Below are 19,339 nucleotides of genomic sequence, written 5' to 3'. Positions count from 1 at the left end.
CCGTCCGCTGACTGCCCCGACCCAGCCACAACCACACCCACTCAACCGGAAAACTGCACCTCATCGAGCTACAGCACAGTTCACCACCACGCTCTGAATCGCCAACTCATCACCACGAAGCACGTCCTGATCTTCTGCTGCCTCATCCTGCCCTTCACTTTCGGAGCCGTCCTCATCCTGATGGAGCTGATAAGCCCCGGCAGCACCTCCGTGCAGGGCGGTGTCGGGGGCGGCGGAAACTGACGCCATGCCCACGCGGCCAGGTGCCGCTACGACCGGGCGGGCTGGGGTGCATCGGGTCGGGAACGTCGAGGTGCCCCGTGCGGGGCGCTTCTGGTGTCTCTGGATCAGGCCGGGACGATGTTCTCGGCCTGGGGCCCTTCTGGCCCTGGGTGACGTCGAAGGTGACCTTCTGGCCTTCCTGGAGCTCGCGGTACCCCTGGGCGTTGATGTTGGAGTAGTGGGCGATGACGTCGGCGCCGCCGCCGTCCTGCTCGATGAAGCCGAAGCCCTTTTCGCTGTTGAACCACTTCACGGTGCCGCTGGCCATGATGCTTCCCGTCCGGGACGCGGGGCACTGGCTGGTCAGTACCCCTTGGGGTGTTGATCGCCCTGGTCCTCGGACTGCTGGTACAGCTGGACTTCGAACCGCGCGTTCGACCCCAACGCTGCGCCCGGAACGATCACCCGCGCCGGGGATCACGGCAGACGGTCAGGCTCCGCGGTGAACAGTCCCCGGCTACGCTGCGCGCGGGGTCCCGGCATGGGTCGAGCGGTGCCTCCGACTGAACGGCTCGACAGGCCACCGGTATCCGTTCAGTAACTCTCCGCGTGCGGCAAGTGCGCTCCTGGAACGCTGATCCTCCAACCACGTGGGGGACCAGTGCCATGACCTACCCGCCGATGCCCGACGGCCAGCCCGATGTGGACGCGCTCAAAGCGCAGATGCGCAAGAACAAGACCAACGGCTGTGGCTGCCTCGCCCTCGCAGCCCTGGCCGTCGCGTTCGTCGTGGGCGGCATCATTGCCAGTGCTTTCGGTGACAGAAACCGCAGCACCACCCCGAGTAGCCCCAGAAGCCGGGACACGGTGACTGCGGCCAGCACGGCAGCCGCACCACCCACCACCGCGGCGTTCGGCACTGGTGCAAGCAGTCGGTCCGCAGGCGGCTGAAGGCCCCGGCCGGTACGACCGGGCTGGTCCGCCCGAGGCGGGCATCACTTTGAGGGCGGACGTTAAGGCCGGGCGCAAGGATCGTGGCGCAGCTGTTCGAGGAAGTATGCGCACGCCTCCGCCTCATCCCGAAACGGGCGCAGACCGGAACGGATTCCGCGCTCCGAGTAGTAGACGACCCAGCCATTGCCCTGCTGACTGAGGCAGTACGTCTCACTGGGCAGGCCACCGTTAAGGCTGTAGGCATCGGGACGGAAGCCCTCCGATTCCAGGATTGTCCTCAGTTCGGTCCGATTCACCGTGCCTCCCTGTCTCCGGCTGACCGCGGTGGCCGTCTACTCGGTGGGCGGTGCGGATCGCGGCGATGCCCTGCTCGATCGTCGAGGGCATCGCGTTCAGCGGCCTCTTTGAGGGCGATCCGGAGGTCTCGACGGTGGCGGAACCACTCGACGATCGAGCCGGTCTCATCGCGCAGGTGGGGCGGTGCCAGGAACTTCGGCCAGTTGAACCACGCCACTGTGGAGTGAGCTGCCACGGACAGCAAGAGGCCCGGCACGCAGGCGCCGCCGATCAACGTCACCACTTTGCTCGCCTCGCCGGTCAGGAGGGAGCCGGCGAAAATGGCGGTGAGCATGACGGTCAGGCTCAGCGGGAATCCGACGAAGGGCAGGACGCCACGGGCGTGCCCGCGGATCACCGACGGGTCGCTCGACCTGGTCAAGCGGATGCTTGGGACGCGCTCGGGGTGAAACCAGATGAGCCACGCCACACGGGCGAAGAACATCGTGATGCTCAGGAAGAGCAGCCAGGCGAGCGCTGCGACGATGATGTTGATAACCATGGTCCCCCCACTGTGACGGCGCCCAGTATGGGGCTGGGCATAGGGGGAACGTCACGCGGGGTGCTGCTCCGCGCGCTGACGCTTCCAGTAGCCGCGGCCGGCGTCGACGACCGCCGCGGCGAGCAGTTCCTCGCGCTCGGCATCGTCACCGCGCAGCTCCGCCGCCATCACCGGCAAGGCGTCCCGCGTCGCCGAGTCAACCGCCATCCGACACACCGCCCGCCATCGCAACGAGCCACTGGTCGACCTGGCTGTACTGGCCGTCCTTGTCACGGTCCAGATCAGCGAGCTTCACGTGCCGGTCGATCAGCGTCGTTGCGCCGCGAATGAGCGCCAGCCGCTCCGCCGCGGGGCCGCCGCTGCAGTGGCGGTTCGTGCGTCATTCGTCGTGGGCTGCGATTGCGCCGTGGGGCTTGGGTTTCTTGGCGCTGACGGTGTTGTCGGCGGGTTACGGGTGGTGGTTCTACGGGAGTCCGGAGAGGGTGGCCGCGCTGCAGGCGAAGAAGGCGGCGCGGCGGTCGGGCCGCTGACTAACGATCTGTCTGGGTGCCCGGCCGGTGGAGGTCCGGCCGGGTGGGTACGGGATGCTCCGCGCGCTGACGGGAGGATGTCGGGCGACGCGCAGATGCGGGACGCTGGGGGTCCGCGGCCGATGCGACGCCTTCCAGCACGGTCATGGCATCGGCCCTGCTGCACGCTGGACGACGGCGAGGTAGTCATGGATCAGGCGAGCTGATACTTCTCATGCGCAGTGGCCCGCTCCCACACCCGGGCGAAGGTTGTGGAGCACAGCTCGATGACGACCTTCTCGTCGCGCAGTTCGTTGCCGAGAGCGTTGCCGTCACCGGTGAACTGGTTGAAGACGACCCGGCGGTCGTCAAAGAGCCAGAAGTCATTACTTGGTAGCGCCAGATCGGACGCCAGGCGCCGCGGCGGCCACCGCACCTCTTCTCCGGCCTCGACGTTCGTGCAGGTCACCGCGTGCTCGAATCGGATGTACTCGGTGACCGGCTCGGAGACGATTCGGGCCCGCTGGACCGACACCCCGCGGGCGCCTCACGTGATCGACGTGTACTCGGCCAACCGCGCGCTTGGTCACGGACGATGGGATTGATGTCCCGCTCGGCATCTCACCGCCGGACACCCCCGAAGAGGAGAAGGGCAAGGTCGCCGCTAAGTTCAACATCGGCAAGCCCGCGATCATCGTCGGCGTCGTCGGCCTCACCGATATGTTCCAGTTCCAGCGGGGTTCTCGTGCCCCGCCAGTCGCTCCGGGGTGCGCGGGCCGTGAGACGGATCCGCTTCGTGGTCCGATGCCTCCGAGCGGTCGCGCGCTGGTGTGCGCCCTGGGATCGGGAGGACAATGGACACCCCATCCGGGAGGCCGCGATGCCCTTCCATGCCAACCATGGCACCCCAACGAGCCACTACGGCCAGACGTGGATCTTCCTCGCCATACTCGGGATCACCCTGATCATCGTCTTCACTCTCCTTGGCCGCTAGACCGCGTGCACGCGATCAGGTTCTGGTGTCGACTCACAGCCCGTGCCTGCCCAGCAGTCGGCGAGTGACGATGACCCACAGGAGGGCTGCGCCGCTTGCTGCCTTGGCAGCGGAGATTTCGCGAAATTACCGCTCAGGAGCGGCGGCTGTTGCAGCTCGGACGGTGGCGCCCGCGATCTGTCCATTGGCGTACGCCGGCCCTGAAAGAGCTGGGTATGAACAGCTGAGGCCCGAGCATCGGCGGAGTGCCCTTCGGGGCAGAATCATCCTCCATGAGCACCATGATCGAACTTCTCGTGGCCATCGTCATCGCCGCCGGCCTCTTCCTTGCCCTGGTCTACGCAACACGCCACCAGGGCCCGGCTTCGTCCACCGACTCCTACCGGCCCGACACTCAGGCCCGGCCGATGTCGGCTACCGCTCCGGGTCGCGGAACCGGCGGAACCAGGGGCCGGAACCGGAAGGGAAGCCGGGCGCGATAGGCGGTAGGCCGACACCGGCCGCATACGGCTTCCCTGCTCCCAGTACGCATACAGGACCGTTCCGGCTCCGCTTCGCGAAGTAGGCCGACCTCAGCCTCCTCACTCCGCCGCTTCTCTCCGGCTCCTGCCAGGTCGCCAACGCCTCTGCCTACCTGGGCGGTTGACCTCGCCCTGGCAGAGGCCGCCCAGGGAATCGAGGCCCCTTGAGCGATGTAGTGCGGGACGGGGATGCCGCTCGCGCTCCAACTGCCCACTTGGTCAGGGGCGGTGTATTCGACGGGACCTGGTGGGACTTCGCAAGGCGTGCTCTGCGGACCCGCCCTTTCGTTGTGGATCATCGAAGGCAGCCAGCCCCGTACCTCGGACCGGCCGCCTCCGTCGCGCCCTGCTCCCGCTCGCCTGCCTCGGCGGCCTGGTGCGCGGGTTCGACGTTACGGGCTGGGACTGACAGGCGGAGGTGTCAGCGGGTCGCGTTCACGTGGTAGCAGGTAGCCGCCGCATCCCGAATCCGGGTCATGGCGGGCACCCCCGCGCTCGGCCCCGGGCGTCACCGTCTGAACTTCAGGTGTTCCGGGTTCTTGCTGTCCCCCAGTGGGGCGTGTCCCGGTGTGGACGGCGGTGTCGACCACGACTCGCGTTCCGGCGAGTGGGGGGAGCGGTCCGGGACCGGTTCCCGGTCCTTGCGTCGCGCTCCCAGGACGAACGCGAGGATCAGCACGCCGACGACCAGCACACCCACGACCACGCCCAGAGTCAGTCCCGCAGACATGGCATTCTCCCTCCGCTCAGGATCGGACCCCGGCGGAACGTCGGTGCTACCAGCCTGCGCCGATCAGGGGTCTTGGGCCAGTCGGGGCGTCGGCGTCGTGCAGCGAGACCGTTTGTGCGCACCCCCACGGTTGCTCTCGGTCGATTGTGGGTGAAGCGTGAATATTTTTCGTATACATGCCAAAGATATCCCGCATGAATACGGACACAAGCACTCAGAACCGAGCGAAGTCACCCTGAGGCGATCGCGAGCCGACCTTACCGCTTGGTAATGTGCAGCGCGTAGACCGGCCGGAGATATCGCCCCTTTCACCGGATAGGCGGATCCGGCCCTCACGACTCCCTCCCCCCTGTGAAAGCGGTACAGCTGTGGGTGAAATGAGCGAGACCGCGTACGGTCTGGTGACTCCGGTCGTCGCGTACATCACCGCCTGCTCAGGTTCGGCGATCGCGCTACGCAGCGTCAGATGGGCGCTGGCCAGCGAGGGCAAGCGGCGGCGGAACTGGCTGGCCGCCGCCTCCCTGGCCCTGGGCGCAGGCATCTGGGCCATGCACTTCGTCGCCATGCTGGGCTTCACGGTCTCGGGCATGGACATCCGCTACAACCTGACCGAGACCGTGTTGAGCCTGGTCGTGGCGGTGGCCGTGGTCGCCGTCGGGATCTTCACCGTCGGCTACGGACGGCGCCGGTTCCTGCGCCTGCTCGCCGGGGGACTGGCCACCGGCGTGGGCGTGGCCTGCATGCACTACCTCGGCATGGCCGCGATGCGGATGACCGGCCTCGTCGTCTACGACCGGACGACCGTGGGACTGTCCGTCGTGATCGCCGTCGTCGCCGCCACGGCCGCTCTCTGGGCCACGCTCTACGTGCGCGGTCGATGGGCCGTTCTCGGCGCCTCCCTGGTCATGGGCCTGGCCGTGTGCGCCATGCACTACACCGGCATGGCGGCCGTCTCGGTGCACCAACAGCCCCTCGCCGACCAGAACATGGTTGCAGGTGCCTCCCCGCTCACCTTTATCGTCCCGCTCTTCCTCGGCCTCGGGCTGTCCACGTTCTTCAACTTCATCTCGCTCGGCTACGCCCCGCCGCTCGAGCGCCCCGCCCCGGCCCTCGCACCTGTCCCCGCCCCCATCCCTGCGCCGGCTCCGGGTCCGGCGGTCGCGGAGCTCCGCCAGGTGGTACGGCTGTAAGGCCTTGCAGGCGAACAGCGCTCTCGTGGACGTGATGGGCCGTACATGCGCTCGGTGCAGGCGGGACACGGGTGATTGACGGAACGTCAATTCGGGTCGGCCTCACTGCACGGCCCGGCGATCGCTGAGCTGAGAGCGCAGACGAGGGCGAGCCCTATGCAGCCGACCATGCCTGCCCAGACCGATCGTTTCGGGCCCCGGCCCCGGGCGACGGCGTAGACCGCTGCTGCCGCCAGGCCCAACATGGCCAGTCCGAACAGAACGATGGTCAGCCAGCCGCAGATCGCCGCGAACCCCACTGCCTCCCAACCGCCCTCGGCGGTCCGCTGCACCGCTGCGGCTGCGGCAGGGCGGCAGGAACAGCGGTGGCAACGATGGTGCCGCCACGGGCGTGTTCATGGTGACAGGTCGCGTGCAGTGACTCTGCATTCGGAAATGATCTCCACTCAAAGGGCGGGCCAGTGGCAAGCGGAGAAAAGCGGTCGGCATGGGCGGCGCTGGTGTTGGCCGGCTGTCTGGGGCTGGCGGGGTGCAACGGTCATTCCGGCGCCTCGACGAGTGCGGGGTCCACTGCGGGGGGCGAATCCGCGACATCGGCGTCCCCGGCAGTGGCCGGCTCCGACGGTGGGGCCCCGCCGAGTTCGTCGGATGCGTCGGGTGCGTCGGGTACTTCCGTCGCCTCCGGTTCGCCCGGTTCGGCGAGTCCGTCGGCGTCTTCGGTCCCTTCGGTCTCTTCGGCCTCCGGCGGCGACGCGTGCAAGAACCTGACGGTCTCCGCCGACGTGAAGTCCGCAGTGACGCAGACCTGGGAGAACGCCAAGAAGATCAGCCACGTCCAGCCCCGGACCGGCAGCTTCTACTACGGTGGATGTGGCGCCGACCTCTATGCCGCGGTCCGGTTCGAAGCCGCTGCCGGCGCCACCGGGAACGACCTGGTCGCGCTTCAGGACGAGGGGGCGGTCCTGCAGTTCTTCCGTTTCAGCCCGGGCACCGGGTGGCAGTTCGTCGCCTCCGACTCCTTCCCGGCCACCAATGACTGCGCCGTCGTCGCCCCAGCCGCGCTCGCTTCGGAATGGAACTGCCGGTGACGTCGGCGTTCGCGGCCTGAGTGTTCCGGGATGGGTTGCCTCGGTGCGGCGGCGTGTCCCGGAACTGTGCTGAATCGTTTATCCGGGTATGGACACTGCCCTCGCCACTGCCACTGTTCCCGCGCCCGTCGGGCGCCGCCGCCGCTCCCGACAGTTCGTCGCGGATCCGGACGAGCCCGTGTACGCGGCCCTGGTCGCCGAGTGGCGTGGGCGTGGGCAGTCGGTGCCCGGTGACCTGGACTGGGAGTGGGTCGACCTCGCCGCGCGCGACGGCCGGCGGTAGTCGGGATCCGGTGCCGACGCGGTCAGCGCCTGTCGGCGGCGGGGTGCAGGATGTGCCGTGGGCGCGTGGGAGGCGGACGATGGAAATACCTCCGCTCCCGAGGAGCAGCCATGCGTACCCTCTATGGCGCAGTGGGCATAGCCATCGGTGTCGTCCTTGCCCTTGCCGGCTGCGGCGGGACCACGGCCAAGAGCAGCGTCGCCCCGCCTGCGACCGCAACGGCTGCGGCGACTACGACGAAGCCCGTCGTCGCCTCAACCCCGGCACCGGCAGCCCCTACGTCGGCTGCTGCTCCTACCATGGCTGCGACGACTCCGACCGCCGTGACGCCGAGGACCACCGCGCCGGCCCCGGCGAGGACTTCTCCGGCGGCTGCTCCCGCCGCTCCGCCTCCCGCGCCGGCTCCGGCGACTCCCGCACAGCAGATCAACGCCGAGGCTGTCGTCACGCAGTACTACCAGGACCTCACCGACCACAACTACGCGGCGGCCTGGGCTCTTGGCGGGGCCAATATCGCCGGGGAGAGCTACTCGCAGTACGTGGCCGGATTCGGCACCACCGCGAGCATCAGTCTGGGGACGGTGAGCCGGTTCGGTTCGGACCAGGTGTCGGCGGTACTGTACGCGACGCAGTCCGACGGCAGCGTGAAGGTGTTCGACGGGACCTACACCGTGTCCGGAGGTGTGCTGGTCGGGGCCGCTATCAAGCAGGAGCAGTAGGTTGGGCGGCTGCAGGTGCTGTCGGCTTTGGGCCGGATCAGTGCCATTGGCGCGGATTTGTTGATCTTCCGCGGATCCGCTCGTCCGGATAGGCTCAGCCGACACACAGGCATTGCACGAATTGATCAGCCGGGGTTGTAGCGCCACACGCTCCCCTGCAACTGGGGGACCCACATGCCGCGCAGAACCCGCGCGCTCATCGCCACCACTGCTGCCGCGCTGCTGCTCGGCGGGCTTGGTACTTCCACCGCCCGGGCGGACGGGTCGGTCACCGACCTCTACGTCGACAATGCCTCGACCGTTTGCACGGACGCCGGTTCGGGCAGTCAGGCCGCGCCCTACTGCAGCGTCCAGACGGCTGTCGACGCAGCGCTCCCGGGACAGACCGTGCATGTCCTCAGCAACATGAACGTCGACGGTGACAAGCCCGTGGTGATCACGCATTCCGGAGATCCCGGGAAGCCGATCACTCTCGACGGCGTTCAGAACCTGCCAAGATCAGCGATGCTCCACCCCAGTACGGGACCGGCGCTCATCCTCTCCGGCGCGCACGACATCGTGCTGCACAATCTGCGACTGTCCTCGACGGATGCCGACGCACTCGAGATCAGCGGTTCCCACAGCATCAGCGTCGACAACGTCTGGGCCGTGAGCCAGCTCACCGCGCCTGCCTCGTCGACCGCTTCTGCCGACGCCGTGGTCATCGACGGTGCTTCGGGTTCCGTCACCTTCGAACGGAGCGTTGCGACGGCACACAGCGGGACAGTCGTCGATGTGCGGTCCGGTGCCACCGATGTGACGATCGCCAGCGACTTGTTCCCCTCCACCTCGAAGACCTCGGTCGGTGGGGTCCACGCAGACGGTGTCAACGGGATCCGCCTCGCCGGGAACACCTTCAGTCTTGAGTGCGGCTACGCGGTGGATGTCACCGGGGTGTCCACCGGTTCGATCGAGAACACGGTGATTCAGGACGAACTCCCCGCTGCAAGTGCGTCCAACTACTGTGCGACACCGCAGGCGACCGTCGGTATCTCGGTCTCCCCCGACTCCACCGCCGGCGTCCGCAGTGACTACAACGCCGTGCAGGAGGGCCCGACCGGTACCGACTACGACTGGGGCGGCACCACCTACACGAGCAGTTCCGCCTTCAGCGCCGCGACCGGACAGGGCAGCCACGACCTGGACCAGTTCCCCTTCGTCTCGGGGACACCGGCCGAGCACTCCCCCCTGATCGACTCCGGCGACCAGAACGCTCCCGGCGAGGCCTCGACGGACAGGATGGGCAATGCTCGTATCGATGACCCCCTGGTGCCGAACACAGGCACCGGGGCTGGATATGTCGACCGTGGAGCGTTCGAGTTCCAGGATCCGTACAGTCTCTCGGTCGCGTCGAACCTGTCCCAGGGCCCCGCGCCACTGAAGGTGACAGCCACCGCAGTGGAGTCGAACCCGTGGAACGTCAAGGCTGCGTTCTCCTTCGACTTCGGCGACGGGGGAGCGGCAGTGCAGTCGTCCAGCCCGACTGCGACGTACACCTACACCCGGGCCGGTTCGTCGAAGTACGGCATCGCGGTGACCGCGACACTGCCCGACGGCAGCCAGCACAGCCCGTGGCCCCCAGCCGAGGTCAGTGTGCTGCCTCCGGGACCGCTCTCCGCGTACGTCAACCCGGTCAACGAAGACCACACTGCGACGGGATTCTCGCTCGAGGTCGCCAGCCCTTGGCCCATCACCAGCCAGTACCTGGACTTCGGCGACCACAGCGGCGTCCAACTGCCGGTGAATTCGGGCTACGTGCCCCCGCACGTCTACCCGAAGCCTGGCCCTTACACCGCCACGCTGACGGTGACCGACCAGGGTGGCCGTCGTACGACGGCCACCTGCGAGGTCGTCGTCGGCACGTCGTTCGTGGGTCTCGCGCCGCACCGCGTGCTGGACACCCGGTCGGGTACCGGCGCCCCGAAGCGGAAGGCCGGACCGGGCTCGGTGCTGCGGCTGAAGATCGCGGGGGTGGACGGCATCCCGACCAGTGGTGTGGCCGCCGTGACGATGAATGTCACCGACACGAACGCCTCCGCTGCCAGTTGGATCGCGGCCTATCCGGACGGCGTTGCCCGTCCCACCGCCTCGAACCTCAACTTCCTTGCCGGACAGACCAATCCCAACGAGGTCACCGTCGCGGTCGGGGCGGACGGCTACGTCGACCTCTACAACGCCAACGGCAATGTCGACATCCTCGCCGACGTTCAGGGCTACTACACCGCAACTCCGAGCGGGAGCAGCCCGATCAGCGGCCTGTTCACGCCCACCGCGCCGACCCGGGTGCTGGACACCCGCAAGGGCACCGGCGCCCCTGCCCGTGCGGTCGGACCCAACAGCAGCATCACGGTGAGCGTGGGCGATCTGCTGCCCGCAGACGCCACTGCGGTGGTGGTGAGCGTGACCGCCACCTCGGCCACTGCTGACAGCTGGGTCGCCGCCTACCCGAGCACCGGCGCCCGTCCCACTGCCTCGAACCTCAACTTCCAAGCTGGACAGACCACTTCGAACCAGGTGGTGGTGCCGGTCGACAGCTCGCGCCAGATCAGGCTCTACAACCAGGCTGGTCGGACGGCTCTGATTGCCGACGTCGAGGGCTACTTCAGCCCGAACGGCGCCTGGTACGTACCGGTCGGCCCCATGCGTCTGGTCGACACCCGCTACGGCATCGGTGAGAAGTGGCCCCTCCCCGCGAACGCGACGCTCCCGGTCTATGTGAAGGGGCAGCACGGGATCCCCTGGACCGCGACCGCTGCCGTCGTCAACATCACCGGTACCCAGGCCACTGCCACCACCTGGCTTGCCGCCTCCGGCAACACCAACACCCCCAATGCCTCCGTCCTCAACCTGAGCCCCGGCCAGACCCGTCCTGTCCTGGCGACCTCCCCCATCGACGGCGACTGGGGCGCCGTCGAGATCTACAACTCCCGTGGAGAGGTCGCGGTCATCGCCGATCTCGAGGGCTACTACGCCCGCTGAGGACCGCGTGGCGGCGGCCCCCGTACGGGAGTTGTTCCTACTGCCGTCTGTGAATCATGGAGAAGATGTGCCCAACTGGTCTGGTCTTCAACTACCTTGATGGCCCGGCATGTGGGTGACACAGGGAGAGCTGGCAACCATGGGCACTGGACCGAGCACCGCCGTGGTGGTCCTGGACGGGGGCCCCATCGTGGAGATTCTGCTGGAAGGCGATCTGGATCTGGCCGTCGCCCCGCTGCTCGCACCGGTGGTACGGCGGGTGCTGGCGGATCCGGCGGTGCGGTCCATCGAACTGGACGTAGCCCTGGTCGCGTTCTGCGACAGCAGCGGACTCAGCGCGCTGCTCAACGCCAGGAACCGGGCGGCGGAGAAGGGCGTGTCGCTGCGACTGGTACGGGTGGGGGCGCGGCTGGAGCGACTGCTCACGGCGACCGGGCTCGGACGGGTCCTCGGGGTCGCGAACTGAGCCGGTGAAGGGGCGGGGAATCCGGCGGTCGGGCGGCTCCGTAGGACTTCCGTAAGCAGGTCATTGACGGGATTCGGTGATCCGCGGAGGTCTGATGGAGAGGTGTCCAGACAGAGTCTCCCAAGATCCATTCTCGCCAAGGTGCCGCCCGGGCTGCGCCCGGCGGCGCTGCAGTCCTCGTTCCGTTCCCGGCTGCATGAGCCGCGCACCGCCGTGGTGATCGGACGGTGGCTCGGCGCCGCTTTCGTGGTCTGCTTCCTCACCGGTCTGATCAGCCATGGGTTGCAGGATCCGCCCGGATGGCTGCGCGGCCACCTGCCCAGCCGACCGGTGAACGGCTACCGCATCACTCAGGGACTGCATGTCATCAGCGGCATCGCGGCGATCCCGCTGCTCGGCGCGAAACTGTGGACGGTGTATCCCCAGCTGTTCGCCTGGCCGCCGGTGCGCAGTGTGCTGCACGCACTGGAGCGGCTGGGCATCGTCCTGCTGCTCGGAGCGGCGCTGCTGGAGGTCTTCACCGGGCTGCTGAACACCCTGCAGTGGTACCCCTGGCCGTTTCCGTTCCGACAGACGCACTTCTGGCTGGCCTGGATCGCCGTGGGCGGCCTGCTGCTCCATATCGCCGCCAAGTACCCGGAGATCAGCGCGAACTGGAGCAGGGCCAGGGCGGTCCCGGTACCCGGACGGCGGGCGTTCCTGACCGGGGTGGCGGTGTCGGTGGTGACCGTCAGCACCGTCACGGCGGGCCAGACGGTGCCCTGGTTGCGGCGGCTGGATCTGCTGGCGCCCCGCCGCCCCGACATCGGTCCGCAGGGCCTGCCGGTGAACCGGACCGCGGCCGCTGCCGGGACCGCCGACGTCGCGGTGGCCGACTGGCGGCTCACCGTCGTCGGCCCGACCCGGTACACCCTCACGCTCGCCGAGCTGAGCGCCCTGCCGCAGCACACTGCGGTGCTGCCGATCTCCTGCGTCGAGGGTTGGAGCGCATCGGCGCACTGGACCGGCGTCCGGGTGCGCGACCTGCTGGAACGGGCCGGCGCGCAGGCCGGGGCGCGGCTGCGGGTGGTGTCGCTGGAACGCTATGGCGGATATGCGACGACCGAGATGGAGGCGTCCTACGCCCAGGACCCGCTGACCCTGCTCGCCCTCCGGGTCAACGGCCAGGTGCTGGCGCCCGACCACGGGTTCCCGGCGCGGATCATCGCGCCGAACCGGCCGGGAGTGCTGCAGACCAAGTGGGTGTCCCGGCTGGAGGTCGTCGGATGAACCGGACCGCGCGGGTGCGGCTGGCGCTGGTGGTGGCGGGGGTCTCCCTGCTGGTGTTCGGGATCCAGGGCCTGCTGGAGGAGCCCTATCTCACCGGGCACCGGCTGGAGGTGCTGTTCTGGGGTGCCAGGGGAATCGTGCTGCACGACGGGGTGTGGATGCCGATCGTGCTGACGGCCGGACTGCTCCTCCGCAGGGCGGTACCGGCCCGGGTGCGGGGCGCCCTCACGGCCGGGCTGATGACGGCGGCTGCCCTCACCGCGGTGGGGCTGCCCGCCGTGCTCCGCGAGAACGACCACCACGGGAACGCCACGCTGCTGCCGCTGCCGTACCTGCGGAACTGGCTCCTGCTGCTGGCCGCGGTGGCCGTGGGGACGGCGGTGGCCGCCGCGGTGCTGTGGTGGCGCGGCGGAAGACCGCCTGCGGCATTGTCCGGACGGCGAACGCGAAAGTCGGGATCATCGACGGCATCCTGAACATCATCAGAACCGCCGGGCGAACCGACCAATCCGTTCGCCCGGCGGCGACGAACCCAAGGGTGACCGCTGATCCCATCGGAGGTACCGATGCATGTGGCAGTACGCGGCGACGAGCCCACGGCTCCCGGCCCCGGTTCCCTGGAGACACTGCTCGACCGTGTCTCCAGGGGCGACCAACAGGCCTTTGAGACCGTCTACTCGGCTGTCGCCGGGCCCGTGCTCGGCCTGGTGCGCCGGTTGCTCCGGGATCCGGCGCAGTCGGAGGAGGTGGCCCAGGAGGTGCTGATAGAAGTGTGGCGCTGCGCCGCCCGCTTCGATCCCGCCCGGGGCAGCGCGATGGCCTGGATCATGACCCTGGCCCACCGCCGCGCGGTGGACCGGGTGCGCTCGGCGCAGGCGTCCAGCGAACGGGAGCAGCGCGCGGCGGCCCGCGACCACACCCCGGCCTTCGACGAGGTCAGCGAACAGGTCGAACGGCGGCTGGAACGTGAGCAGGTACGCCGCTGCCTCGGGTCGCTCACGGAACTGCAACGGGAGTCCGTGACGCTCGCCTACTATCGCGGCTGTACCTACCAGGAGACCGCTGACCTGCTCGGGGCCGCTCTGGGGACCGTCAAGACCCGGCTCCGGGACGGACTCATCCGGCTCCGCGACTGCCTGGGGGTGACCGCGTGAGCAGCGCCGACCTGCACACGCTGACCGGCGCCTTCGCGCTGCACGCGCTCTCCGACCGCGAGTCCGAGGAGTTCTCCCGCCATCTCGCCGCGTGCGAGGCCTGTGACCAGGAGGTACGTGAACTCCGGGAGACGGCGGCACGGTTGGCGCTCGCCGCGGCCGTGACGCCGTCGGAGGATTTCCGGGCCAGGGTGATGGCGGCGCTGCCGGAGGTGCGGCAGCTTCCGCCGCTGGTCAGGAACAGGAGCGGCGCATCCGTCCGGCCGCTGCGCTGGTGGCGGATCCAGCGGCGGCTGCCGCAGCTGGCGGTGGCCGCCTGCCTGGTGCTGGCGCTGGTCGCGGGCGGGATCGCGATCAACGAACAGCAGCAGGAGCAGAAGCAGCATCGGGCCACCGAGCAGGTGCAGGCGCAGGCGGCGGCGTTGAGCGCGCTGCTGGCGGCGCCCGACGCCCGCTTCCACAGCGCGGTGGTGAAGGGCGGCGGCAGCAGCACGATCGTCAGCTCGCTGACGCTGCAGCAGGCCGCATTCGTGTACCAGGGGCTGACCGAACTTCCGTCCGGCAAGGTGTACGAGCTCTGGTACAGCAAGGGCGGGCACATGGTTCCGGCCGGGCTGCTGTCGGCCCGGGCGGTGGACGGCGCGACGATGCTGACCGGGACGCCGAGCGGTGCCGCGGGAGTGGGGGTGACCGTGGAGCCCGCGGGCGGGTCGCCGCAGCCCACGAGTACGCCGGTGGTGCTGGTGGGACTGCCGACGACGTGACGGTCGGCCGTCACGGCGGCGGGACCGCCGTGACGGCGTCTGTCCGGCGTCGGCTGGGGGGAGTGTGGGCGGCCGGGTCCGGGGGACCCGACCGCCCACACGTGACGGCCAAATCCTGCCGCGGTTGAGTTCTGCAACGGGGGCCCTTCCTGGCGGCGACGGCGCTGTCACTGCCGCGGATCTTCCCCGCCGTCTCGCGGCTCCTCCGCAAAGCGCCAACTACGGCGGGGGAGCGGCATCTTTGAGCGGAACGTGCGCTCCCGGGCAAAGCTCCGGCGCGGGAGCGCTCCACGCTTGCAACGGCAGCGTGTGGTGGGGCGAGTTGGCCGCCGCTTCCCGGGCTCGCGCCCGGAAGGAAGGCGCTTCGCGCCAGCGACAAGGCCGGGGGCGACTTGGGTCCGGCGCGGAGCGCTTCGCGGTGGGCGGGGGTGGCGCCCCACGCCTGCAACGGCAGCGTCCGGTGGAGCGAGTTAACCGCCGTCTCCCGGCCTCCGCCCGGAAAGATGCGGCTTCCTCCCCAAGCACTTCGTGCAGGGGATACCCCATGCGTGACAGAGGCCGGGGGCGGCCGGGGTCCGGCGCGGAGCGCTCGCCGGGGGCGCGGGGCGGGGGCCTTCGCGCCTGCCGTTCGGGGGTTGGGGAAGTCCAGCCTCACCCTGGGGAGTGCTGGACCCGCTCAGCGAGTCGGATCCACCCCAGGGTGAGGCCAGACGTCCCCAACGACCCCGTTCGGGGGCCATTCGAGCGGTTTGACGGGCTGCTGGGGGGAGTTACAACCACGCTGGGTGCCGTAGCAACCATATATGGGTGTAATTCACCCCAGCATGGTTGTAACTCCCCCCAACCCGGCGCGCACGCCCCTCCCCGCCAGGAAACCGGCGTGCACCTGGCAACGCACGCCCCACCAACCGCCCCGCTCCTCGTAGTCGGCCAGCGAGCGGAGCGAGCCACCCCAGCCCGGGACCGACCGGCGTGCCCCAGGGAGGTGATGGTGAGTCAGCGGGAGCGAACGCGCACGTCGGAGGCGGGGTCGGGACGGGGGCTCGGTCGCGGTGGGGTATCCCCTGCACGAAGTGCTTGGGGAGGGACCCCGCTGCGCCGATGGACGACGCCCCGCCTCCCCCGACCCCCCCGAGGGCCGCACGTAAACTGAGCGGGCATGGACACCATTACGGCACTCTGGTCATTCGCCCTGGTCGTCGGCCTGCTGACACTGACTCCCGGGCTCGATACGGCGCTGATCCTGCGGACGGCCGCTCTGCGGAGTCGGCGTGAGGCGTGGGGGGTTGTGCTGGGGATACAGGTGGGGACGCTGGCCTGGGGGACGTTGAGTTCGCTCGGGGTGAGCGCACTGCTGACGGCGTCGCACACGGCGTACGAGGTGCTGCGGGTGGCGGGGGCCGGGTACCTGCTGTGGATGGGTGGCCGGATGCTGTGGGGGACTCTGCGACGGCGGCAGGGTGAGGACGCCGACGCCAACGCCGGGGATGCGGATGACGCGGCGGCAGCCCATGCCGGCAGGGGCGGCGGCGGGTTGCTGCTGGGGCTGCGGCGGGGGGCGTTGACGAATCTGCTCAACCCCAAGGTGGGTGTGTTCTACGTCGCGGTGCTGCCGCAGTTCATTCCGGCCGGGGCGCCGCACTTGGCTATGGGGATCTTGTTGACCTGTGTGCATGTGACGGAGGGGCTGATCTGGTCGGCCGCGTTGGTGGCCTTCGCCGGGGTGCTGCGGAGCTGGCTGCGGCGGCCGGTCGCGCGGCGGGTGATGGATCGGATCACCGGGGTCGTCGTGGTCGGGTTCGGGCTGAGGCTGGCGCTGGGGGACTGACATCGCTTGTCAACTATGGTTGACGACTCCCCCGTGTCAACGTACATTGACAGCATGAGTGAGACCAGACAGCTCGCGGACGACGCGGGCAGCCGCGACCCCGCGGTGGGGCTCAGGGCGGTTCGCGCCCTGCGTGACCTCGCGGAGCGGCTCGAGGATCTGCAGGTCGGCAACGCACGGGCGCAGGGTTGGTCGTGGCAGGACATCGCCTCCTGTCTCGGCGTCAGCAGGCAGGCCGTGCACAAGAAGTACGCCCGGCGCGGGCCGGGGATCTTTGGAAGAGGTGACGAGTAGCCATGCTCGAACGGTTCACCGAGCCCGCGCGTCGGGTGGTCAACGAGTCGCAGCTGGAGATGCGGGCGCTGCACCACGGCTATGTGGGCACCGAGCACCTGCTGCTCGCGCTGCTCCGCCAGCCGGCGGAGCCCGCCGCCGCCCTGCTGGTGCGGCACGGCCTCGATCTGGGCACGGCCCGAGCGGCGGTGCAACGGCTGTTGGGGGAGTCCGGCGCGACGATCGACGGTGCGGCGCTGGAGGCCATCGGCATCGACCTGGACGCGGTGACCGCACGGGTCGAGGCCGCGTTCGGGGCCGGTGCGCTCTCCGGCGCAGGCCCGGGCGGGGCTTCGGCCGCGGGCCGGGGGCGGACGAGGACCCTGGGGCGGGGCGTGTTCACCGATCGCGCCAGGAAGGTCCTGGAGCTGGCCGTGCGCGCCGCGCAGGGGCGGGGGGACCGGAGCATCGGCACGGGGCACCTGCTGCTGGGTCTGGTGCGCCAGGGCGGCGGGTTGGCGGTGCGCGTGCTCCGGGACCACGGCCTGGACCTGGCCGAGGTCGAGCGGGAGACCGAGCGGACCCTCGGCGCCGTCTGATCTCTGATTGCCCACTCGACGATCGCGCACTCGACGATCGCGCGTTCGACGGCGGAGGGCCGGCCCGAATCGGGCCGGCCCTCCGCCGTCGAACGCGACAGCTCACGTCACGGCGCGGAGTCCGGGACCTTGGGGCTGAGGGTGTAGGCCCGTATCGGGGTCATCCCGCCGTAGCCGGGGAGGCTGACCGTGTCCTGGGTGCCGACCTGGGCGCAGGAGCCGGTCTGGTTGCCGGTCTGGACGTTCGCGTTGTTGAGCGCGACCTTGGTGTTGACCGGCGCGGCGGAGGACTTGCCGCCGGGATAGGTGTTGCCGGTGGGCCAGTCGGTGCCGATGAGGAGGTGTATGCCGCTCGCGGTGCCCTGCTTGAGCGCGCTGCTGGGCAGGCCGAGACTGTTGGCGACTTCCTGGGCGTCCGCCTCGCGGCCGGGGCCGTAGGTGAGCGTGGTGGTCTTGACGTTGGTGGACGCCGGGCTCTCGATGTTGCTGTTGGAGGCGTAACCGTCATCGGTCAGCGCCTTCAGGACGGCGGCGGCCCGACCGGTGAGCGTGGTGGTGCCGTTGGCCACATGCACCGCGATGTTCCCGGGCGCCAGCGCCGACTTGGTCGAGGCGGGCGCGGCGGCCGTGGACGGGCTCGCGGCGGCCGACGAGGGCGCGGCCTTCGCGGTGGCCGCGGCGGCACTGGACTTGGCGCCGCTCGCGGTGGTCAGCGACTGGTCGTTGATGATGGTGGAGAACAGGGTCTGCGCGCCCGTGCCGATCACCAGGCGGTTGATGTTGGCCGGGTCGGCCCCGGTCTGCATGGTGGTGAAGGTGATGCGGTCGGTTGCGACCTTGTTCAGGTCCTCGGCCAGGCCTGTCAGCTTGGGGATGCTGTCGAGGGAGGTGTCCACGGTGAGGGCCTTGGTGGCGGCGTTGGCCAGGTCCCACAGCTTGGTCGGGCTGGTGAGAGTACCGGCGCTCTTCATCTGGTTGATCATCGCGGTCAGGAAGATGTGCTGCGCCGCGGTGCGTCCGATGTCACCGCCGTTCCCGAAGCCGTGCCGGGTGCGGACGAACTCCAGCGCGGCCACGCCCTTGAGCGTGTGTGTGCCCTTCGTCAGCTTGAGGTGCGACTGGGGGTCGTAGACGTTGTTGCTGACGCAGACCTTCACGCCGCCCACCGCGTCCGACATGGAGACCACGCCGCTGAAGTCGACCATGGCGAAGTGGTCTATCGGGATGCCGGTCAGCTGGTGGATGGCGGCGACGCTGCAGCCGGGGCCGTACTGCAGGGCACTGTTGATCATGCCGAAGCCGCCGCTGGTGCTGGCGCCGGTCTTGCTGTCCTTGCAGGCGGGCAGCTCCGTCATCAGGTCGCGCGGGACGCTCATCACCGTCGCGTTGCTGCGGTCGGCGGAGATGTGGACCACCATCTCGACGTCGGCGTTGCCCCCACCGCTGCTGCCGCTGGCGCAGTCGCCGCCGAGATTGCAGTCGGCGGCGTTGGCGCGGATGTCGGAGCCGATCACCAGCATGTTGATGGGGCTGCGGCCGAAGGCGTCGACCTTCTCGGTGCCCGCGTTGCCCGAGGTCCCGGCGAAGAGCGCGTCGCTCTTGATGTTGCCGTTGAGCTTCTCGTAGGCGTAGACGCCGCCTGCGGTCGCGACGACCATGATGCCGGCGGCGCTGATGGCTATGATCTTGAGCGGTTTCCTCTTCCGGCCCTTCTTCGAGGCCTTGCGCATCGCCGCACGGCCGCCGGGGGGCAGGCCGCCACCGGTACCGGGACCTCCGGGCGCCGAGCCTCTGCCCTGGGATGGACTTCCACCACCACGGCGGGCGGCGGCCCGGCCACCGGTACTGGTGTCGCTCATGGTCACATCCTTGGTCAGGCGAGCCCGGAGGCTACCGGTCGAAACTTTTACTACTCATCGA

Annotated in this window: 22 protein-coding genes and 1 pseudogene; 16 read left to right on the top strand and 7 right to left on the bottom strand. The window is 69.3% G+C overall.

Annotated features, from left to right (window positions below; translation table 11 throughout):
- Window positions 1–243, top strand: a 243-nt coding sequence (locus tag ABH941_RS38555; protein ID WP_370135875.1) for a hypothetical protein, incomplete at its 5' end; no start/stop codon positions are given.
- Window positions 244–347: 104 nt separating this feature from the next.
- On the opposite strand, the pseudogene ABH941_RS38550 reads toward ABH941_RS38555, so the two are convergent.
- A pseudogene (locus ABH941_RS38550) lies at window positions 348–550 on the bottom strand (cold-shock protein).
- Between the two features lie 338 nt (window positions 551–888).
- On the opposite strand from ABH941_RS38550, the gene ABH941_RS38545 reads away from it, so the two are divergent.
- A complete protein-coding gene (locus ABH941_RS38545; RefSeq protein ID WP_370135872.1) occupies window positions 889–1,173 on the top strand; it encodes a hypothetical protein in 285 nt (94 codons plus the stop codon).
- A 295-nt stretch (window positions 1,174–1,468) separates the two neighbouring features.
- On the opposite strand, the gene ABH941_RS38540 is transcribed toward ABH941_RS38545, so the two are convergent.
- The 3 genes from ABH941_RS38540 to ABH941_RS38530 form a co-directional block, all read right to left on the bottom strand.
- Window positions 1,469–2,014 (bottom strand): hypothetical protein, encoded by a 546-nt coding sequence (locus tag ABH941_RS38540; protein ID WP_370135870.1) that lies wholly within the window; start codon window positions 2,012–2,014, stop codon window positions 1,469–1,471.
- A gap of 51 nt (window positions 2,015–2,065) precedes the next feature.
- Window positions 2,066–2,221 carry a hypothetical protein gene (locus ABH941_RS38535; protein ID WP_370135867.1) on the bottom strand — a complete coding sequence of 52 codons (156 nt, stop codon included), beginning with the start codon at window positions 2,219–2,221 and terminating at the stop codon, window positions 2,066–2,068.
- A gap of 516 nt (window positions 2,222–2,737) precedes the next feature.
- A complete protein-coding gene (locus ABH941_RS38530; RefSeq protein WP_370135864.1) occupies window positions 2,738–3,058 on the bottom strand; it encodes a DUF6879 family protein in 321 nt (106 codons plus the stop codon).
- Window positions 3,059–3,789: 731 nt separating this feature from the next.
- Here ABH941_RS38530 and ABH941_RS38525 point away from each other — a divergent pair.
- Window positions 3,790–3,999 carry a hypothetical protein gene (locus ABH941_RS38525; RefSeq protein ID WP_370135861.1) on the top strand — a complete coding sequence of 70 codons (210 nt, stop codon included), beginning with the start codon at window positions 3,790–3,792 and terminating at the stop codon, window positions 3,997–3,999.
- Window positions 4,000–4,546: 547 nt separating this feature from the next.
- Here the strand turns inward: ABH941_RS38525 and ABH941_RS38520 are convergent.
- Window positions 4,547–4,768 (bottom strand): DUF6479 family protein, encoded by a 222-nt coding sequence (locus tag ABH941_RS38520; protein ID WP_370135858.1) that lies wholly within the window; start codon window positions 4,766–4,768, stop codon window positions 4,547–4,549.
- Between the two features lie 377 nt (window positions 4,769–5,145).
- Between ABH941_RS38520 and ABH941_RS38515 the strand changes: the two genes are divergently transcribed.
- Window positions 5,146–5,958 carry an MHYT domain-containing protein gene (locus ABH941_RS38515; protein WP_370135856.1) on the top strand — a complete coding sequence of 271 codons (813 nt, stop codon included), beginning with the start codon at window positions 5,146–5,148 and terminating at the stop codon, window positions 5,956–5,958.
- Window positions 5,959–6,496: 538 nt separating this feature from the next.
- Here ABH941_RS38515 and ABH941_RS38510 read toward each other — a convergent pair.
- Complete coding sequence (locus tag ABH941_RS38510; RefSeq protein ID WP_370135854.1) at window positions 6,497–6,718, bottom strand: hypothetical protein; 222 nt, start codon at window positions 6,716–6,718, stop codon at window positions 6,497–6,499.
- 22 nt (window positions 6,719–6,740) lie between these two features.
- Here ABH941_RS38510 and ABH941_RS38505 point away from each other — a divergent pair, with 22 nt between their 5' ends.
- The 12 genes from ABH941_RS38505 to ABH941_RS38450 all read left to right on the top strand — a co-directional run bounded on the left by ABH941_RS38505 (window position 6,741) and on the right by ABH941_RS38450 (window position 17,419).
- Window positions 6,741–7,046 carry a hypothetical protein gene (locus ABH941_RS38505; RefSeq protein WP_370135851.1) on the top strand — a complete coding sequence of 102 codons (306 nt, stop codon included), beginning with the start codon at window positions 6,741–6,743 and terminating at the stop codon, window positions 7,044–7,046.
- A gap of 88 nt (window positions 7,047–7,134) precedes the next feature.
- Window positions 7,135–7,329, top strand: a complete 195-nt coding sequence (locus tag ABH941_RS38500) for a hypothetical protein (RefSeq protein WP_370135849.1) — start codon at window positions 7,135–7,137, stop codon at window positions 7,327–7,329.
- Window positions 7,330–7,628: 299 nt separating this feature from the next.
- A complete protein-coding gene (locus ABH941_RS38495; RefSeq protein WP_370135846.1) occupies window positions 7,629–8,048 on the top strand; it encodes a hypothetical protein in 420 nt (139 codons plus the stop codon).
- Between the two features lie 174 nt (window positions 8,049–8,222).
- Window positions 8,223–11,066: a PKD domain-containing protein gene (locus tag ABH941_RS38490; protein ID WP_370135843.1), complete on the top strand. Its 2,844-nt coding sequence runs from the start codon at window positions 8,223–8,225 to the stop codon at window positions 11,064–11,066.
- 139 nt (window positions 11,067–11,205) lie between these two features.
- On the top strand, window positions 11,206–11,532 hold the full coding sequence (locus ABH941_RS38485) for an STAS domain-containing protein (protein WP_370135840.1): 327 nt from the start codon (window positions 11,206–11,208) through the stop codon (window positions 11,530–11,532).
- Between the two features lie 141 nt (window positions 11,533–11,673).
- Window positions 11,674–12,801: a molybdopterin-dependent oxidoreductase gene (locus ABH941_RS38480; protein WP_370135882.1), complete on the top strand. Its 1,128-nt coding sequence runs from the start codon at window positions 11,674–11,676 to the stop codon at window positions 12,799–12,801.
- Window positions 12,798–13,277: a hypothetical protein gene (locus ABH941_RS38475; protein ID WP_370135837.1), complete on the top strand. Its 480-nt coding sequence runs from the start codon at window positions 12,798–12,800 to the stop codon at window positions 13,275–13,277. Before ABH941_RS38480 ends, ABH941_RS38475 begins: the two co-directional genes overlap by 4 nt.
- Before the next feature lie 90 nt (window positions 13,278–13,367).
- Window positions 13,368–13,955, top strand: a complete 588-nt coding sequence (locus ABH941_RS38470) for a sigma-70 family RNA polymerase sigma factor (RefSeq protein WP_370135835.1) — start codon at window positions 13,368–13,370, stop codon at window positions 13,953–13,955.
- Window positions 13,952–14,719 carry an anti-sigma factor domain-containing protein gene (locus tag ABH941_RS38465; RefSeq protein ID WP_370135832.1) on the top strand — a complete coding sequence of 256 codons (768 nt, stop codon included), beginning with the start codon at window positions 13,952–13,954 and terminating at the stop codon, window positions 14,717–14,719. The genes ABH941_RS38470 and ABH941_RS38465 overlap by 4 nt, the downstream gene beginning before the upstream one ends.
- A gap of 1,159 nt (window positions 14,720–15,878) precedes the next feature.
- Complete coding sequence (locus tag ABH941_RS38460) at window positions 15,879–16,547, top strand: LysE family translocator (RefSeq protein ID WP_370135830.1); 669 nt, start codon at window positions 15,879–15,881, stop codon at window positions 16,545–16,547.
- A 54-nt stretch (window positions 16,548–16,601) separates the two neighbouring features.
- Window positions 16,602–16,841: an RNA polymerase subunit sigma-70 gene (locus ABH941_RS38455; protein ID WP_134002169.1), complete on the top strand. Its 240-nt coding sequence runs from the start codon at window positions 16,602–16,604 to the stop codon at window positions 16,839–16,841.
- 2 nt (window positions 16,842–16,843) lie between these two features.
- Window positions 16,844–17,419 carry a Clp protease N-terminal domain-containing protein gene (locus tag ABH941_RS38450; RefSeq protein ID WP_370135826.1) on the top strand — a complete coding sequence of 192 codons (576 nt, stop codon included), beginning with the start codon at window positions 16,844–16,846 and terminating at the stop codon, window positions 17,417–17,419.
- Window positions 17,420–17,526: 107 nt separating this feature from the next.
- Here ABH941_RS38450 and ABH941_RS38445 read toward each other — a convergent pair whose 3' ends face one another.
- Window positions 17,527–19,278 (bottom strand): LCP family protein, encoded by a 1,752-nt coding sequence (locus ABH941_RS38445; RefSeq protein WP_370135823.1) that lies wholly within the window; start codon window positions 19,276–19,278, stop codon window positions 17,527–17,529.
- Window positions 19,279–19,339: the final 61 nt, after the last annotated feature.

The sequence above is a fragment of the Streptacidiphilus sp. EB103A genome, from assembly GCF_041261405.1.
Taxonomy (GTDB): Bacteria; Actinomycetota; Actinomycetes; order Streptomycetales; family Streptomycetaceae; genus Streptacidiphilus.
Note: the sequence above shows the minus strand (reverse complement) of the source record. Positions and strands in the feature narration are given on the sequence as shown.

What these genes read in the sequence shown, in the direction of transcription:
- ABH941_RS38520 (WP_370135858.1), bottom strand. Translation starts at nt 4,768, where the DNA reads ATGTCTGCGGGACTGACTCTGGGCGTGGTCGTGGGTGTGCTGGTCGTC.
- ABH941_RS38455 (WP_134002169.1), top strand. Translation starts at nt 16,602, where the DNA reads ATGAGTGAGACCAGACAGCTCGCGGACGACGCGGGCAGCCGCGACCCC.
- ABH941_RS38500 (WP_370135849.1), top strand. Translation starts at nt 7,135, where the DNA reads ATGGACACTGCCCTCGCCACTGCCACTGTTCCCGCGCCCGTCGGGCGC.
- ABH941_RS38475 (WP_370135837.1), top strand. Translation starts at nt 12,798, where the DNA reads ATGAACCGGACCGCGCGGGTGCGGCTGGCGCTGGTGGTGGCGGGGGTC.
- ABH941_RS38535 (WP_370135867.1), bottom strand. Translation starts at nt 2,221, where the DNA reads ATGGCGGTTGACTCGGCGACGCGGGACGCCTTGCCGGTGATGGCGGCG.
- ABH941_RS38515 (WP_370135856.1), top strand. Translation starts at nt 5,146, where the DNA reads ATGAGCGAGACCGCGTACGGTCTGGTGACTCCGGTCGTCGCGTACATC.
- ABH941_RS38445 (WP_370135823.1), bottom strand. Translation starts at nt 19,278, where the DNA reads ATGAGCGACACCAGTACCGGTGGCCGGGCCGCCGCCCGCCGTGGTGGT.
- ABH941_RS38450 (WP_370135826.1), top strand. Translation starts at nt 16,844, where the DNA reads ATGCTCGAACGGTTCACCGAGCCCGCGCGTCGGGTGGTCAACGAGTCG.
- ABH941_RS38495 (WP_370135846.1), top strand. Translation starts at nt 7,629, where the DNA reads ATGGCTGCGACGACTCCGACCGCCGTGACGCCGAGGACCACCGCGCCG.
- ABH941_RS38490 (WP_370135843.1), top strand. Translation starts at nt 8,223, where the DNA reads ATGCCGCGCAGAACCCGCGCGCTCATCGCCACCACTGCTGCCGCGCTG.
- ABH941_RS38485 (WP_370135840.1), top strand. Translation starts at nt 11,206, where the DNA reads ATGGGCACTGGACCGAGCACCGCCGTGGTGGTCCTGGACGGGGGCCCC.
- ABH941_RS38545 (WP_370135872.1), top strand. Translation starts at nt 889, where the DNA reads ATGACCTACCCGCCGATGCCCGACGGCCAGCCCGATGTGGACGCGCTC.
- ABH941_RS38470 (WP_370135835.1), top strand. Translation starts at nt 13,368, where the DNA reads ATGCATGTGGCAGTACGCGGCGACGAGCCCACGGCTCCCGGCCCCGGT.
- ABH941_RS38460 (WP_370135830.1), top strand. Translation starts at nt 15,879, where the DNA reads ATGGACACCATTACGGCACTCTGGTCATTCGCCCTGGTCGTCGGCCTG.
- ABH941_RS38525 (WP_370135861.1), top strand. Translation starts at nt 3,790, where the DNA reads ATGAGCACCATGATCGAACTTCTCGTGGCCATCGTCATCGCCGCCGGC.
- ABH941_RS38540 (WP_370135870.1), bottom strand. Translation starts at nt 2,014, where the DNA reads ATGGTTATCAACATCATCGTCGCAGCGCTCGCCTGGCTGCTCTTCCTG.